This is a genomic window from Pseudomonas sp. IT-P176 (assembly GCF_949767245.1).
In the GTDB taxonomy this organism is placed as follows: Bacteria; Pseudomonadota; Gammaproteobacteria; order Pseudomonadales; family Pseudomonadaceae; genus Aquipseudomonas.
In genome coordinates, this window is the sequence record NZ_CATKPN010000123.1 from 162,260 (window position 1) to 177,994 (window position 15,735).

Consider the following 15,735-nt stretch of genomic DNA (forward strand, 5'->3'; position numbering starts at 1 on the left):
GCGCGCGGTCATGGTTCAGGCCTCGGTGCTGGATTGCTTGTAGTTGTAACCAATCGGGTGCGGCTGGTTGCGCGCCTTGGCCAATTCGATCTGCTTTTGCCGGTCGATTGCACTGCGACGGGTTTTCTCGCTCAGCTTATCCCAGCAATGAGGGCAACTGATGCCAGCCACATAGTGCTCGGATGCGCGGTCTTCTACGCTGACGGGTGTACGACAGGCATGACATTGATCGTAGTCGCCTTCGCTCAAGTCGTGGCGAACGGTGACCCGGTTATCGAATACAAAACAGTCGCCCTGCCATTTGGTTTCTTCCTGCGGCACCTCTTCGAGGTACTTGAGGATTCCGCCCTTGAGGTGGAAGACCTCATCGAAGCCCTGGCTGAGCATATAGCTCGAAGCCTTCTCGCAGCGAATGCCGCCGGTGCAGAACATCGCGACCTTCTTGTGCTTGGCCGGATCGAAGTTGGCTTTGATGTAGTCGGGAAATTCGCGAAAACTGGTGGTCTTCGGGTCGATCGCCCCTTCAAAGGTGCCAATCGAGACCTCGTAGTCATTACGGGTATCGATCAACAGCACTTGCGGGTCGCTGATCAAGGCGTTCCAGTCCTGCGGCTCGACATAGGTGCCGACTTTCTTGTTCGGGTCGACGCCTTCGACGCCCAGGGTCACGATTTCTTTCTTGAGCTTGACCTTGGTGCGATAGAACGGCTGATCGTCGCAGTACGATTCCTTGTGGTCGATATCGTCCATGCGCGGGTCGTTCTTGAGCCAGGCCATCAGGCCGTCGATGCCTTCGCGGCTACCGGAAACCGTGCCGTTGATGCCTTCCTCGGCAATCAGCAGGGTGCCTTTGATGCCGTTGTCGACCATCGCCTGCAGCAGGGGCTCGCGCAGTGCAACGTAATCTTCCAGGGTGACGAACTTATACAGTGCCGCCACGACAATCTGTTGTGTCATGGGTATTTCTCCAGGTGGCTACCCTCGTAAAGGGTGAACCGGATGCGAAAAAAAACGCGCCGGCATAAGCGGCGCGCTGCGTAGTCTAACAAAAATCAGCTGGCCTGTAGGCGATCAGTGCTTGCTGCCGCCGGCACAAGTCGGCGAGGCAGGCGCGGCGCCCGTCTTGGCCCACTCCTCGGGGGTATAGGTGTGCAGCGCCAACGCGTGAAACTCACCCATCAGGTCGCCCAGCGTGGCGTAGACCTTCTGGTGGCGTTTGACGCTGTTGAGCCCGGCGAACTGTTCGCTGACCACTACCGCCTTGAAGTGGGTCTGCAGCCCGCGACTGTGCATGTGGCTTTCGTCCAGCACATCCAGGTGCACGGGTAACAACGCGCTCAGCGTCGTCTCAATACGTTGTTGCATGGTCATCAGGGGCTCCGGTCAGGGCTTTTTCTTGGCGGCTGCCGCGGCTTTTGGATCAAGTTCGTTGGTCATGTCGGCCAGCAGTTTGTTGACCACCGGTACCGCGCTTTCCAGTTTGGCCTGGGTCATCTGCGCCGATTGCTGAGTCAGCTGAGGCATTTTTTCCAGGACTTTTTTGCCCAGAGGCGACTTGTAGAACGCGACCAGGTCCTTGAGTTCTGATTCGCTGAAGTTGCTGGTGTACAGCTTGACCATGTCCGGCTTGAGCTTGTTCCAGCCAATGGCCTGGTCCAGCGCGGCGTTAGCCTTGGCCTGGTAGGTTTCCAGCAGGGCTTTTTTCGACTCCGGGGCCTTGGTCTGGGCAAAGCGCTGGGCAAACATCTGCTGCACCTGCATGTACACCGGGGTACCCAGCTTGTCGGCATGCGCCAGGGTCAGGAAAGCCTCGGCGCTGGCATTGTGGCTGGCGGTATCGGCGAAGGCCTGGCCGCTGGCGCAGACCAGGGCAACCGCGGTACAGATGGCACGAAGACGGGTCATCGAGTTTCCTTTTCTAGCTGGCGAGGTAAAACCCCAAGGGGAGCCATTCTGCGCCTAAAAAACGCGTGCGCTCAACCCCTCCCCCTTGCCGGGCCTGATTTGCAGCAACCGAACGGTAGAAAAATCGACTGATGGAACCCCCAGCGACATTCAGCACCTAAACTTCGCTATCAACCCTGAAGGAATGTGACCCATGAGCCGTATTGAAACCGACAGCCTTGGCCAGGTTGAAGTCCCGGATGACGCCTACTGGGGCGCGCAGACCCAACGCTCGCTGATCAATTTCGCGATTGGTAGCGAACGCATGCCACTGGCGGTGCTGCACGCCCTGGCGCTGATCAAGAAAGCGGCGGCCCGGGTCAATGATCGTAATGGTGACCTGCCGGCCGATATTGCCCGGCTGATCGAACAGGCTGCCGACGAAGTGCTCGACGGCGAGCACGATGAGCAGTTCCCCCTGGTGGTCTGGCAAACCGGCAGCGGCACCCAGAGCAACATGAACGTCAACGAGGTGATTGCCGGGCGCGCCAACGAACTGGCCGGCAACCCGCGTGGCGGCAAGGCGCCGGTGCACCCGAACGACCACGTCAATCGCTCGCAGAGCTCCAACGACTGTTTCCCCACGGCCATGCACATCGCCACGGTGCAGGCCGTGCAACAGCAACTGCTGCCGTCGATCAACGAACTGTCCGGCGGTCTCGCCGAGCTGGCGGCGCGCCACATGAAGCTGGTGAAGACCGGGCGCACCCATCTGATGGACGCCACGCCGATCAGCTTCGGCCAGGAGATGTCCGCCTTCATTGCCCAGCTCGACTACGCCGAGCGAGCCATCCGCAGCGCCTTGCCGGCCGTCTGCGAACTGGCCCAGGGCGGGACCGCCGTCGGTACCGGGCTCAACTCGCCCCATGGCTTTGGCGAAGCGATTGCCGCGGAGCTCGCCGCCCTCTCCGGCCTGCCGTTTGTCACCGCACCGAACAAGTTCGCCGCGCTGGCCGGTCATGAGCCGCTGACCACCCTGTCCGGCGCCCTGAAAACCCTCGCCGTGACCCTGATGAAACTCGCCAACGACTTGCGCCTGCTCGGCTCCGGGCCGCGCGCCGGTTTCGCCGAGGTCAGGCTGCCGGCCAACGAACCAGGCAGTTCGATCATGCCCGGCAAGGTCAACCCGACCCAGTGCGAAGCCCTGTCGATGCTGGCCTGCCAGGTGCTAGGGAACGACGTGGCGATCGGCTTCGCCGCAAGCCAAGGTCACCTGCAGTTGAACGTGTTCAAGCCCGTGATCATCCACAACCTGTTGCAATCGATCCGCTTGCTCGCCGACGGCTGCAGCAACTTCCAGTTGCACTGCATCGCCGGCCTGGAACCGGATGCCGGGCAAATGGCCGCTCACTTGGAACGAGGCTTGATGCTGGTGACCGCGCTGAACCCGCACATCGGTTATGACAAGTCGGCGGAAATCGCCAAGAAAGCCTACAGCGAGGGGTTAACCCTGCGTGAGGCGGCGTTGCAGTTGGGCTACCTGACAGACGAGCAGTTCGATGCCTGGGTGCGCCCGGAAAACATGCTGGAGGCAGGCAAGCAGGGCTGAAGCAGCCAGTTGGCACGCTTGCGCAGGTTATACACAATCCCTGTGTGAGCGAGCCTGCTCGCGATGCTCTAAAGTACGCCGCAATTTTTCAACTGATCCGCGTCACCGCCGCCCGCATCCGCCGTGCCCTGAGCCCGGCAATCAGCGACGGCCCCAATGCCACCAGCGCCGACCCCAGCACCACCAGCAACGCGCCGCCATACGCCAGGCCATTGATCTGCTCGGCCTGTACATACTCCGGCCATAACCAGGCCGCCAACGCCACTGCCGCAAAAGTCACCAACGGGGTGATCGCCAGCGTTGCACTGACCCGTGAGGCTTCCCAATGGGCCAGCGCCTCGGCAAACGCGCCATAGGCAACCAGGGTATTGAGGCAGCACGCCAGTAGCAGCCAGCCTTGCAGCGGGCTCAACTGCAGCGCCTCCAGTGGATGCACCCACGGCGTGAGCAACAGGGCGCAAAACAGGTAGATCACCATCATCACCTGTAGCGAATTCCACACTGTCAGCAATTGTTTTTGCCCCAGCGCATAGAAGGTCCACACGGTGGAGGCCAACAAAATCAGGAGCACCCCGGCGGTGTAGTCACTCAAGGACGTCAGCAACTCGCTCAGGCGTTGATTGAAAAACAGCCCAAAGCCGAGCATCAGCACCAGCAGGCCAATCCCCTGCCCCAGGCTGAAACGCTCCTTGAATATCAACACACTGCCGATCAGCAACAGGATCGGGCCCACCTGCACCACCAGTTGCGCAGTGCCGGGACTCAATAGATTCAGGCCCATGAGGTACAGCACGTAGTTCCCCACCAGCCCGAGCACCGCCATCAGCACCAGCCAGCCGCCTTTGGGGCCCAGGGACTTGCGGCTTGGCAGGCGCCGGGTGGCGGCCAGGTAGGCAAACAGGCACCCACCGGAAACCAGCAGGCGAAACCAGGTCACCGTGACCGGGTCCATCACCAGCAGCACCTGCTTGAGCTTGATCGGCAGGATGCCCCATAAAAAAGCGGTCAGCAGGGCCAGGAACAGACCATAGACCCAGCGACCGGACGAAATGTGCATGCAAACCCCAGAGCAAGACGGCGAGAAAAGCCCATTCTAGGCTTCCACGCCGGCATCACACAGGGACAGTTGCGCACTAGCCGCTAATAAGACTGTATGGGTCGCTCGGTTCAACGCACCGCTTCGAACAACCCGCTGGCGCCCATGCCACCGCCCACGCACATGGTCACGATGCCGTAGCGCAGGTTGCGGCGCTGCAGTTCGCGCACCAGGTGCCCGACCTGGCGTGAGCCGGTCATGCCGAACGGATGGCCGATGGAGATCGAGCCGCCGTTGACGTTGTACTTTTCGTTGTCGATTTCCAGGCGGTTACGGCTGTACAGGCATTGGGAGGCAAAGGCTTCGTTGAGTTCCCACAGATCTATATCAGCGACTTGCAGACCTTTGGCCTTGAGCAGCTTGGGCACCGAGAACACCGGACCGATGCCCATTTCATCCGGCTCACAACCGGCCACCGTAAAACCACGGAAGAACGCCTTGGGCTTAAGGCCCAGTTGCAGGGCTTTTTCCAGGCTCATCACCAGGGTCATTGAAGCACCGTCGGACAGTTGCGACGAGTTACCGGCCGTCACCGAGCCGTCCTCGGCGAACACTGGTTTCAATCCGGCCAGGCTTTCGTAAGTGGTGTCGGGACGGTTGCAGTCATCACGATCGACAATGCCCTCGAGGATCTGCACCTCGCCGCTGTGCTTGTCCTCGACCTTGTACTTCACCGTCATTGGCACGATTTCATCGTCGAACAATCCGCCGGCCTGCGCCTGGGCAGTGCGCAACTGGCTTTGCAGGGCGTAGCGGTCCTGCTCTTCGCGGCTGACCTGATAACGACGGGCAACGATTTCCGCGGTCTGGCCCATGGGGAAGTAGATACCCGGCACCTGCTCCTTGAGCAACGGGTTGATCAGGTTGTCGGTGTTGACGCTTTTCATGGTCAGGCTGATGGACTCGACGCCACCGGCGACAATGATGTCGCTGCAACCCGAAGCGATCTGGTTCGCCGCAATGGCAATCGCCTGCAGGCCCGAGGAGCAGAAGCGGTTGAGGGTCATGCCGCTGGTGCCAGTGCCCAGGCGCGAGAGCACGGCCACGTTACGCCCGATATTGAAGCCCTGGGCACCTTCGTTGGAACCGGCGCCGACGATGCAATCCTCGACGCTGGCCGGGTCGATAGCATTTCGTTGCAGCAGTGCGTTGACGCAATGGGCCGCCATGTCATCCGGGCGAGTCTGGTTGAACTTGCCACGGAAAGACTTGGCCAGGCCGGTTCGCACGCTATCGACGATCACTACTTCACGCATGGCATACCTCATTGTTGTTGTCGTTCAGGGGAGTGAATCGAGAATAGATCCACCACCCCGCCGACCGCGACAATCATTCATCCCGCGTATGCAAACCCATGGTGCTCGCTCGAGATGAGGCCGGCACAGCCAACATGAATGGAGCCTGACACACCGCTATCGCGGGCAAGCCCGCTACCACAGGTTTCATGCTTGCTTGCAAAATTTGCATGCACCCACAATTACCGTGGGAGCGGGCTTGCCCGCGATGAGGCCGGCACAGCCAACATGAATGGAGCCTGACACGACGCTTACGACTTGCCAGAGACCTACCCCTACTTGTGTTTCTTGTCGTGCTTGTCGGATTTCTCGAACGCCGCTTCCAGTGCCCGGTTGATGGTACGCAGCACCTTGACCCGGGCCCAGCGCTTGTCGTTGGCCTCCACCAGGGTCCAGGGCGCGACCTCGGTGCTGGTGCGGTCGACCATATCGCCCACGGCGCCACGGTAGTCGTCCCATTTTTCGCGGTTACGCCAATCGTCCTCGGTGATCTTGAAGCGCTTGAAGGGGATCTGTTCGCGCTCCTGGAAACGCTCCAGCTGGGTCTGTTTATCGATGGCCAACCAGAACTTCACGACGATTACATTGGAGGCATCGAGTTGCTCTTCGAAGTCGTTGATCTCGCCATAGGCGCGCATCCAGTCGGCCGGCGTACAGAAGCCTTCGATACGTTCCACCAACACCCGGCCATACCAGGAGCGGTCAAAGATGGTGAACTTGCCCCGCGCCGGAACGTGCCGCCAGAAGCGCCACAGGTAAGGTTGCGCACGCTCTTCCTCGGTCGGCGCGGCAATCGGCACGATGCTGTACTGCCGCGGATCGAGCGCCGCAGCCACCCGGCGGATCGCCCCGCCCTTGCCTGCCGCATCATTGCCCTCGAACACCGCGACCAATGCGTGCTTGCGCATGCGCTTGTCCCGCAGCAAGCCGGCCAGCCGTGCCTGCTCGGTAATTAACTGCTCTTCATAGTCTTTCTTGCCCAGGTGCTGGCTCATGTCCAGGGCATCCAGCAGCCCGCGCTGGTCCACGCTGGTGGTCAGTGGCGCGGCGCTGACCTTGTCCGGCTTGAGGTTGGGCCGCTTGAGGGCGGCCTGCAGGCCGGCGAGCAGGATCTTGCCCACCGCCAGGCTGCGATAATGGGGGTCGACGCCTTCGATAATGTGCCATGGCGCGTAATCGCGGCTGGTGCGGCGGATCACCCGCTCGCCGTACTTCACGAACTTGTCGTAGGTTTGGGACTGCTGCCAGTCCAACGGGCTGATGCGCCAGCTATGCAGCGGGTCGTCCTGCAGCGATTTGAGGCGGGCCTTCATTTGCTGCTTGGACAGGTGAAACCAGAACTTGAAGATCAGTGCGCCTTCGTTGCAGAGCATTTTCTCCAGGCGTTCCGCACCGTTGATTGCCTGGTCCAGCACCGCGTCCTTGAACAAGCCGTGAACCCGACCTTGCAGCATCTGGCTGTACCAATTGCCGAAGAACACCCCCATACGGCCCTTGGCCGGAAGCATCCGCCAATAGCGCCAGGCCGGTGGCCGCGCCAGTTCTTCATCGGTCTGCTGGTCGAAGGTGCGCACTTCAATCAGCCGCGGGTCCATCCACTCGTTGAGCAATTTGACCGTCTCGCCCTTGCCGGCGCCTTCGATACCATTGATCAGCACGATCACCGGAAAGCGGTCCTGCTGCTGCAACTCGAACTGGGCTTCGAGCAAGGCTTCACGCAGCGCCGGTACTTCGGCCTCATAGGTTTCTTTATCGATCGCGTGACCGATTTCGGCAGATTCGAACATGAGTGGCTCCCATCCAAGATGGCCCAAGCCTAGCGGATTGACCGGCGGTTTGTGCGGGTAATACGCGCCGAGCTGCCATAGATCAGTTGCCGTTGCCCTGATCCGCTAGAATGGCGGCCTTGCCAATGCTGAGCCCGCCATGAACCCTGTATTGCCCCACGCCCAGCTCGACTGGGACGACCAAGGCCGCCCGCGCTCGCGGGTGTTCGATGACGTGTATTTTTCCGACCAATCGGGCCTGGAAGAAACCCGCTATGTATTCATCGAACAAAACCGCCTGAGCGAACGTTTTGCCGCCCTGAGTGCCGGCGAAAAACTGGTGATTGGCGAGACCGGCTTCGGTACCGGGCTGAACTTCCTGTGTGCCTGGCAACTGTTTGAACAGCAGGCAGTGGCCGGCGCGCGCCTGCATTTCATCAGCGTTGAAAAATACCCGCTGAGCCCTGCCGATCTGCAGCGAGCCCTGGCCCTGTGGCCGGAACTCAAGGCCTTCGCCGAGCCCTTGCTGGCGCAGTACGTCGCCATCCACCAGGGTTTCCAGCGCCTGGTGCTGGACCATGGCCGCGTCACGCTGACACTGCTGATTGGCGACGCCCTGGAGCAGTTGCCACAACTGGACGCGCAGATCGACGCCTGGTTTCTCGACGGCTTTGCCCCGGCGAAAAATCCCGAGATGTGGACCGCCGAACTGTTCGCCGAACTGGCGCGCCTGGCCGCTCCCGGCTCGACCATCAGCACCTTCACCAGCACCGGCTGGGTGCGTCGTTTGCTCAACGCCGCCGGCTTCAAGATGCGCCGCACCCCGGGCATCGGCCACAAATGGGAGATCCTGCGCGGGGCGTTCGTCGCCTGGCCCGCAGAGACGCCAGCACCGGCAGCCGTCAAACCCTGGTTTGCCCGACCGCCGCAGCACCTGGGCGAACGCCATGCGCTGGTGATCGGTGCCGGCCTGGCCGGCTGCGCGAGTGCCGCCAGCCTCGCCGCACGTGGCTGGCAGGTCAGCCTGCTGGAGCGCCACGCCGACCTCGCCCAGGAAGCCTCCGGCAACCCGCAAGGGGTGCTGTACCTGAAGTTGTCGGCCCACGGCACCGCCCTCTCGCAAATGATCGTCAGCGGCTTCGGCCATACCCGGCGTCTGCTCGAACACTTGCACCGCGGCCACGACTGGGATGATTGCGGGGTCCTGCAACTGGCATTCGATGCCAAGGAAGCCGAGCGCCAGGCCAAGCTGGCGGCGGCGTTTGCCAGCGATCTGCTGCAGCCGCTGGATCGCCTCCAGGCACAGGCCATCGCCGGCATCGCCCTGGAACACGGCGGGTTGTTTTACCCCGAAGGCGGCTGGGTGCACCCGCCTGCGTTGTGCCGCTGGCAAGCGGCCCACCCCCAGGTGCAACTGCTGGCCCACCGCGAAGTACTGCAACTGCGCAAGGTCGACCAGCTCTGGCAAGCCTGGGATGGCGAGACCCTGCTGGCCAGCGCGCCGGTGGTGATCCTGGCTGGCGCGGCGCAGATCAAACAGTTTGCGCAAAGTGCCGACTTGCCGCTCAAGCGGATTCGCGGGCAAATCACTCGTCTAGCGCAAACCCCACAGAGCCAGAGCCTCGGCACCGTCGTGTGCGCCGAAGGTTACGTCGCCCCGGCGCGCCTGGGTGAACACACCCTGGGCGCCAGCTTCGACTTCAAGAGCGACGACCTCACGCCGACCACCGCCGAACACCTGGGCAACCTGGACATGCTCAAGGACATCTCGCCCGACCTGGTCGAGCGCCTGCACATATCCGAACTGGACCCGGAGCAACTCCAGGGACGCGCGGCCTTCCGCTGTACCAGCCCCGACTACCTGCCGATTGTCGGTCCGCTGGCCGACAGCCAGGCCTTCACCCAGGCCTATGGCGCACTGGCCAAGGACGCCCGGCAAGTACCGGACCATGCGTGCCCTTGGCTCGAAGGCTTGTACGTCAATAGCGGCCATGGTTCCCGGGGGTTGATCACCGCTCCGCTGTCTGGCGAGCTGCTCGCAGCCTGGCTGGACAATGAACCGCTGCCCCTGCCCCGCAGCGTGGCTGAAGCCTGCCACCCGAATCGATTTGCCTTGCGCCAGTTGATTCGCGGCAAAGGCTGAGACCAGTCCGGTAACCTCTGCTTATAACCGATCGATCTAAAACTCACAGCACCGCAGCAGGTCAGTTTCTGAGTACCCGCCACTTCCGGCGGGTTCGAGATTGACCCTCCCCAACGGAAAAACCGGTAAGGAATTTATGTGCGGATTAGCTGGCGAGTTACGTTTTGATCATCAACCGGCCGACCTGGCCGCCATTGAGCGAATCACCCATCACCTGGCGCCTCGTGGCCCCGACGCCTGGGGTTTTCACAGCCAGGGGCCGATTGCCCTGGGCCATCGACGGCTGAAAATCATGGACCTGTCGGACGGCTCGGCGCAGCCGATGGTCGACAGTCAACTGGGCCTGTCCCTGGCCTTCAACGGCGCGATCTACAACTTCCCCGAATTGCGCGCCGAGCTGGAAAGCCTCGGTTACGGCTTCTATTCCGGCGGTGACACCGAAGTGTTGCTCAAGGGCTATCACGCCTGGGGCGCAGACCTGCTGCCCCGCCTCAACGGCATGTTTGCCTTCGCCATCTGGGAGCGCGACAGCCAACGCCTGTTCATCGCCCGTGACCGCCTCGGCGTGAAACCCTTGTACCTGTCGCGCACCGGCCAGCGCCTGCGCTTCGCCTCGACTTTGCCTGCCCTGCTCAAGGGCGGCGACATCAACCCGATCCTCGACCCGGTGGCGCTCAACCACTACCTGAACTTCCACGCTGTGGTCCCGGCGCCCCGCACCTTGCTGGCAGGCATCGAAAAACTGCCGCCGGCGACCTGGATGCGTATCGAGGCTGACGGCAGCACCGAACAGCAAACCTGGTGGACGCTGCCCTACGGACCCCGCGCCGACGAACTCGACCTGACCCTGGAAGACTGGCGTGACCGGGTGCTGCAGAGTACCCGTGACGCGGTGGCGATTCGTCAGCGCGCGGCGGTGGATGTCGGCGTGCTGCTGTCCGGCGGCGTCGACTCCAGCCTGCTGGTGGGGCTGCTGCGCGAAGTCGGTGTGCAAGACCTGTCGACCTTCTCTATCGGTTTTCAGGACGCGGGCGGCGAACGGGGTGACGAGTTCCAATACTCGGACCTGATCGCCAAGCACTATGGCACCCGCCATCACCAACTGCGCATCGACGAGAAGGAAATCATCGAGCAACTGCCCGCCGCGTTCCGCGCGATGAGCGAGCCGATGGTCAGCCACGACTGCATCGCCTTCTACTTGCTGTCCCGGGAAGTGGCCAAGCACTGCAAAGTGGTGCAAAGCGGCCAGGGTGCGGATGAACTGTTTGCCGGCTACCACTGGTACCCGCAGGTCGATGGCGCCAGCGACGCCTATGCGGCCTATCGCGAGGCCTTCTTCGACCGCAGCTACGACGACTACGCCGCCACCGTGCAACCGCAATGGCTGACCGAGCATGACGCCGCCGGCGACTTCGTGCGGGCACATTTCGCCCAGCCCGGCGCCTCCGCACCTGTGGATAAAGCGTTGCGCCTGGACAGTACGGTGATGCTGGTCGACGACCCGGTCAAGCGTGTGGATAACATGACCATGGCCTGGGGCCTGGAGGCGCGTACGCCGTTTCTCGACTACCGCCTGGTGGAATTGTCAGCCCGGGTACCGGGCAAATTCAAACTGCCGGACGGCGGCAAGCAGGTGCTCAAGGAAGCTGCGCGCCTGGTGATCCCCAGCGAGGTGATCGACCGCAAGAAGGGTTATTTCCCAGTTCCCGGCCTCAAGCATCTGCAAGGTGCGACCCTGGACTGGGTGCGCGAACTGCTGCTGGATCCAAGCCAGGACCGTGGACTGTTCAAGCCGGCGATGCTCGACCGCCTGCTCACCGACCCGCAAGGCCAGTTGACCCCGTTGCGCGGCTCCAAACTGTGGCAACTGGCAGCGCTGAACCTATGGCTCAGCGAACAAGGAATCTGACTGATGAAACCTCACGCCACAGCGCTGAACCAGCGCTTGCTGCGCGGCCAGGCACCGTCCTATGAACGCCTGCAAGCGCGTTTCGCCGAAGACGGCAGCGACGCGGGCGAGCCGATTGCCGTGCATTGCGGCTGGGGCCGGTTGCTGATCGGCCATACCTTCCCCGACGCGGCGAGCCTGGCCCGGGAACTGGCCCATGAAGAACCGGGCGAGCGCGACATTGCCCTGTACGTGGCCGCGCCCCAGCAAGTACTGGGCCTGGAGCCGGCGCAGCTGTTTCTCGACCCCTCCGACACCCTGCGCCTGTGGTTCAGCGACTACCGCCAGGCAACCCGGGTCTTTCGCGGCTTCCGTATTCGCCGGGCGCAGAGCGACGCCGACTGGCACGCCATCAACCAGTTGTACCAGGCCCGTTCCATGCTGCCCATCGACCCGCAGCGCCTGACGCCCCGGCATCACGGTGGCCCGGTCTACTGGCTGGCCGAAGATGAAGACAGCGGCGCGGTGATCGGCAGCGTCATGGGCCTCAACCATGACAAGGCCTTCGCCGACCCCGAACACGGCAGCAGCCTGTGGTGCCTGGCGGTCGACCCGCAGTGCACGCGGCCCGGGGTTGGCGAAGTGCTGGTACGCCACCTGATCGAACACTTCATGAGCCGTGGCCTGAGCTACCTCGATCTCTCGGTTTTGCACGACAACCGTCAGGCCAAGCAGCTCTATACCAAGCTGGGGTTTCGCACGCTCACGACCTTCGCCATCAAGCGCAAGAATGGCATCAACCAGTCGCTGTTTCTCGGCCCGGGGCCCCAGGCCGATTTCAATCCTTATGCGCGGATCATCGTCGATGAAGCCCACCGGCGCGGCATCGATGTGCAGGTCGACGATGCCCAGGCCGGCATGTTCACCCTCAGCCATGGCGGGCGCCGGGTGCGTTGCCGCGAATCCCTCAGCGACCTGACCAGCGCCATCAGCATGAGCCTGTGCCAGGACAAGAGCCTGACCCACAAGGTGCTCAAGGCCGCCGGGCTGAATCTGCCGGCCCAGCAACTGGCGGGCAACGCCGACGACAACCTGGCGTTTCTCGACGAACACCGCCGGGTCGTGGTCAAACCCCTGGACGGTGAACAGGGCCAAGGGGTGGCAGTGGACTTGCAGAGCATCGACGAGCTGCAACAGGCCATCGACGACGCCCGCCGCTTCGACTCCCGGGTGTTGCTGGAAAGTTTCCACCAAGGCCTCGACCTGCGCATTCTGGTGATCGGCTTCGAGGTGGTCGCGGCCGCCATCCGCCGCCCGGCGCAAATCATCGGCGATGGCCAGCATACGATCGACGCCTTGATCCAGGCCCAGAGCCGCCGACGCCAGGCCGCCACCGACGGCGAAAGCAAAATCCCCCTGGACCACGAAACCGAGCGCACGCTGCAGGCCGCCGGCTTTACCTACAGCAGCATCCTGCCCGCGGGCGAGCGCCTGTGTGTGCGGCGTACAGCCAACCTGCACACCGGCGGCACCCTGGAAGATGTCACCGAGATGCTGCATCCCACCCTGGTCGATGCCGCCGTGCGCGCGGCGCGGGCACTGGATATTCCGGTGGTAGGCCTGGACCTGATGGTGCCGGCCGCCGATCAGCCGGACTACGTGTTCATCGAAGCCAATGAACGTGCCGGCCTGGCCAATCACGAACCACAACCGGTGGCCGAGCGGTTTGTGGATCTGTTGTTTCCGCATAGCTGACAGCTGCGAGCGGCGAGTCACGCCTGAGCGCGTTAGCTCTTGAGGCTTGCCGCTTGCCGCTCGCGACTCAAGTCAATTCAAGGAATTCCCATGACCCGTAAAATTCCCGAACCCGATCTCGCCTACCTGCAGAAAGTCCTCCTGGAGATGCTCGCCATCCCCAGCCCGACCGGTTTCACCGACACCATCGTGCGCTACGTCGCCGAGCGTCTTGAAGAACTGGGCATCCCCTTTGAGCTGACCCGCCGTGGCACCATTCGCGCCACGCTCAAGGGCCAGAAAAACAGCCCCGATCGCGCCGTCTCCGCGCACCTCGACACCATCGGCGCCAGCGTGCGCGCGGTAAAGGACAACGGTCGCCTGACCCTCGCCCCGGTGGGCTGCTGGTCCAGCCGTTTTGCCGAAGGCAGCCGCGTCAGCCTGTTCACCGACAACGGCGTGATACGGGGCAGCGTGCTGCCGTTGATGGCCTCGGGGCATGCGTTCAACACCGCGGTCGACGAACTGCCGGTGAGTTGGGATCACGTCGAACTGCGCCTGGATGCCTATTGCGCCACCCGGGCCGATTGCGATTCGCTGGGCGTGAGCATCGGCGATTTTGTCGCCTTCGATCCCTTGCCGGAATTCACCGAGAGCGGCCACATCAGTGCCCGGCACCTGGACGACAAGGCCGGCGTGGCCGCCCTGCTGGCCGCGCTCAAAGCCATTGTCGACAGCGGCGAACCCTTGATGATCGACTGTCATCCGCTGTTCACCATCACCGAGGAAACCGGCAGTGGCGCGGCGGCGGCATTGCCCTGGGATGTCAGTGAATTTGTCGGCATCGACATTGCGCCGGTCGCCCCGGGTCAGCACTCCAGCGAGCACGCGGTCAGTGTGGCGATGCAGGATTCCGGCGGGCCCTATGACTACCACCTCTCGCGCCACCTGTTGCGGCTGGCCAGCGAGCATGAATTGCCGGTGCGCCGCGATCTGTTCCGCTATTACTTCAGCGACGCCCACTCGGCGGTCACCGCCGGCCATGACATCCGCACCGCCCTGCTGGCATTCGGTTGCGACGCCACCCACGGCTACGAGCGCACCCATATCGACAGCCTCGCCGCCTTGAGCCGCTTGCTGGGTGCCTACATCCTCAGCCCGCCGGTATTTGCCAGCGACGCCCAACCGGCCAAAGGCTCACTGGATCGCTTCAGCCATCAACTGGAACACGATGCACAGATGGAAAGCGATACCCGCGTGCCCTCGGTGGACAGCCTGGTAGGGCAACGTTCGTCCTAGGACCCGGGTCACTTTGCACTGGTCCTGCTGCGCGAAGCGCCGTAGGATCGGCGCATTGATGACCGAGGTAGCCATGCTGATTCCCCACGACCAACTTGAAGTCGACACCCTGACCCGCCTGATCGAAGACTTTGTCACCCGCGACGGCACCGACAACGGCGACGACACACCGCTGCAGACTCGGGTGCTGCGGGTGCGCAATGCCCTGAGCAAAGGCCAGGCCCTGATTGTCTTCGACCCCGAGAGCGAGCAGTGCCAGTTGATGCTCAAGCACGATGTGCCCAAGCACCTGTTCGACTGAGCCTTAGTCGCGCATTTCCCGGGCACGCTTGGCCTGGATGCGTTCGTAGACTTCACAACGGTGGACATTGACGTGCCGCGGGGCTTCGACGCCGAACCGCACATTGCCACCGCTGACGTCGAGAACACGCACGGTGATGGTGTCGCCAATGGAGATCAATTCACCGACAACGCGGCTGAGTACAAGCATGGCTCTAGTCCTTGAGGTTACCGAGCCCTGAAGATGGCCGGCGAACCCCGGAGCTTCAAGACAGCGCCAGGAAAATAGCCCCTTCCTACACGCCAGATCGAATTACCCTACAGACATCCCCTGCAATACCCGCCAAATGACTCAGGTCGACGTGAAGCGTGGGCCAAACAGAATAATGCTCGCCCCCAGCACACACAGGGCTACCCCCAACCAGTCCGAACTCAGCGGACGCACCCGCTCGACCAGCCCCAGCCAGGCGATCGAGGCAACGATGTAGATCCCGCCGTAAGCGGCATAGGCTCGCCCGGCGTAGGTCGCCTCGACCTTGGTCAACAGCAGGGCAAACAGCGTCAGGCTGAGCAACGCCGGGACCATCCACCAGGCGCTTTTGCCCTGGCGCAGCCACATCCAGAAGGCGTAGCAACCGGCGATTTCAAACAGCGCCGCGAGGAAGAACCACAGGTAATTGAGCATGGGCACATCTCGTCAGGGTTGCCAGAATGCGGCAACCCTAACCATCGCGCCTCTGAG

General features: G+C 62.6%; 14 protein-coding genes. 6 read left to right on the forward strand and 8 right to left on the reverse strand.

Translation table 11 applies throughout. The annotated features are described in order from the left end of the window. Positions 1–15: 15 nt before the first annotated feature. The 3 genes from ACM6IP_RS26885 to ACM6IP_RS26895 form a co-directional block, all read right to left on the reverse strand. Complete coding sequence (locus ACM6IP_RS26885; RefSeq protein ID WP_095168005.1) at positions 16–957, reverse strand: rhodanese-related sulfurtransferase; 942 nt, start codon at positions 955–957, stop codon at positions 16–18. Between the two features lie 114 nt (positions 958–1,071). After that, entirely contained in the window at positions 1,072–1,371 is a 300-nt protein-coding gene (locus ACM6IP_RS26890; protein WP_414862661.1) for a BolA family protein, read from the reverse strand. Between the two features lie 12 nt (positions 1,372–1,383). After that, positions 1,384–1,905 carry a DUF2059 domain-containing protein gene (locus ACM6IP_RS26895; RefSeq protein ID WP_159997372.1) on the reverse strand — a complete coding sequence of 174 codons (522 nt, stop codon included), beginning with the start codon at positions 1,903–1,905 and terminating at the stop codon, positions 1,384–1,386. 193 nt (positions 1,906–2,098) lie between these two features. Between ACM6IP_RS26895 and ACM6IP_RS26900 the strand changes: the two genes are divergently transcribed. Beyond that, entirely contained in the window at positions 2,099–3,493 is a 1,395-nt protein-coding gene (locus ACM6IP_RS26900; protein ID WP_414862662.1) for a class II fumarate hydratase, read from the forward strand. Positions 3,494–3,581: 88 nt separating this feature from the next. Here ACM6IP_RS26900 and ACM6IP_RS26905 read toward each other — a convergent pair whose 3' ends face one another. The 3 genes from ACM6IP_RS26905 to pap form a co-directional block, all read right to left on the reverse strand. After that, a complete protein-coding gene (locus ACM6IP_RS26905) occupies positions 3,582–4,550 on the reverse strand; it encodes a DMT family transporter (RefSeq protein ID WP_414862663.1) in 969 nt (322 codons plus the stop codon). Positions 4,551–4,660: 110 nt separating this feature from the next. Next, positions 4,661–5,845, reverse strand: a complete 1,185-nt coding sequence (locus ACM6IP_RS26910; protein ID WP_095167997.1) for a thiolase family protein — start codon at positions 5,843–5,845, stop codon at positions 4,661–4,663. A 314-nt stretch (positions 5,846–6,159) separates the two neighbouring features. Further along, positions 6,160–7,671 carry a polyphosphate:AMP phosphotransferase gene (pap, locus tag ACM6IP_RS26915; protein WP_095167995.1) on the reverse strand — a complete coding sequence of 504 codons (1,512 nt, stop codon included), beginning with the start codon at positions 7,669–7,671 and terminating at the stop codon, positions 6,160–6,162. Positions 7,672–7,810: 139 nt separating this feature from the next. On the opposite strand from pap, the gene mnmC reads away from it, so the two are divergent. The 5 genes from mnmC (at position 7,811) to ACM6IP_RS26940 (ending at position 15,015) form a co-directional block, all read left to right on the forward strand. After that, on the forward strand, positions 7,811–9,793 hold the full coding sequence (gene mnmC / locus ACM6IP_RS26920) for a bifunctional tRNA (5-methylaminomethyl-2-thiouridine)(34)-methyltransferase MnmD/FAD-dependent 5-carboxymethylaminomethyl-2-thiouridine(34) oxidoreductase MnmC (protein ID WP_414862664.1): 1,983 nt from the start codon (positions 7,811–7,813) through the stop codon (positions 9,791–9,793). Between the two features lie 136 nt (positions 9,794–9,929). Beyond that, entirely contained in the window at positions 9,930–11,702 is a 1,773-nt protein-coding gene (locus ACM6IP_RS26925) for an N-acetylglutaminylglutamine amidotransferase (protein ID WP_414862665.1), read from the forward strand. Positions 11,703–11,705: 3 nt separating this feature from the next. Continuing rightward, the gene (ngg, locus tag ACM6IP_RS26930) at positions 11,706–13,436 is read left to right on the forward strand and encodes an N-acetylglutaminylglutamine synthetase (protein ID WP_095167989.1); all 1,731 of its coding nucleotides are present in this window, start codon (positions 11,706–11,708) and stop codon (positions 13,434–13,436) included. Positions 13,437–13,526: 90 nt separating this feature from the next. Beyond that, on the forward strand, positions 13,527–14,714 hold the full coding sequence (locus tag ACM6IP_RS26935; RefSeq protein WP_166591345.1) for an osmoprotectant NAGGN system M42 family peptidase: 1,188 nt from the start codon (positions 13,527–13,529) through the stop codon (positions 14,712–14,714). Between the two features lie 73 nt (positions 14,715–14,787). Further along, positions 14,788–15,015 carry a YheU family protein gene (locus ACM6IP_RS26940; RefSeq protein WP_095168255.1) on the forward strand — a complete coding sequence of 76 codons (228 nt, stop codon included), beginning with the start codon at positions 14,788–14,790 and terminating at the stop codon, positions 15,013–15,015. A gap of 3 nt (positions 15,016–15,018) precedes the next feature. Here the strand turns inward: ACM6IP_RS26940 and csrA are convergent, their stop codons facing one another. Both csrA and ACM6IP_RS26950 read right to left on the reverse strand, forming a co-directional pair. Further along, positions 15,019–15,204 (reverse strand): carbon storage regulator CsrA, encoded by a 186-nt coding sequence (csrA, locus tag ACM6IP_RS26945; protein ID WP_095167985.1) that lies wholly within the window; start codon positions 15,202–15,204, stop codon positions 15,019–15,021. A gap of 141 nt (positions 15,205–15,345) precedes the next feature. After that, a complete protein-coding gene (locus ACM6IP_RS26950) occupies positions 15,346–15,678 on the reverse strand; it encodes a YnfA family protein (protein ID WP_159997392.1) in 333 nt (110 codons plus the stop codon). Positions 15,679–15,735 lie beyond the last annotated feature (57 nt).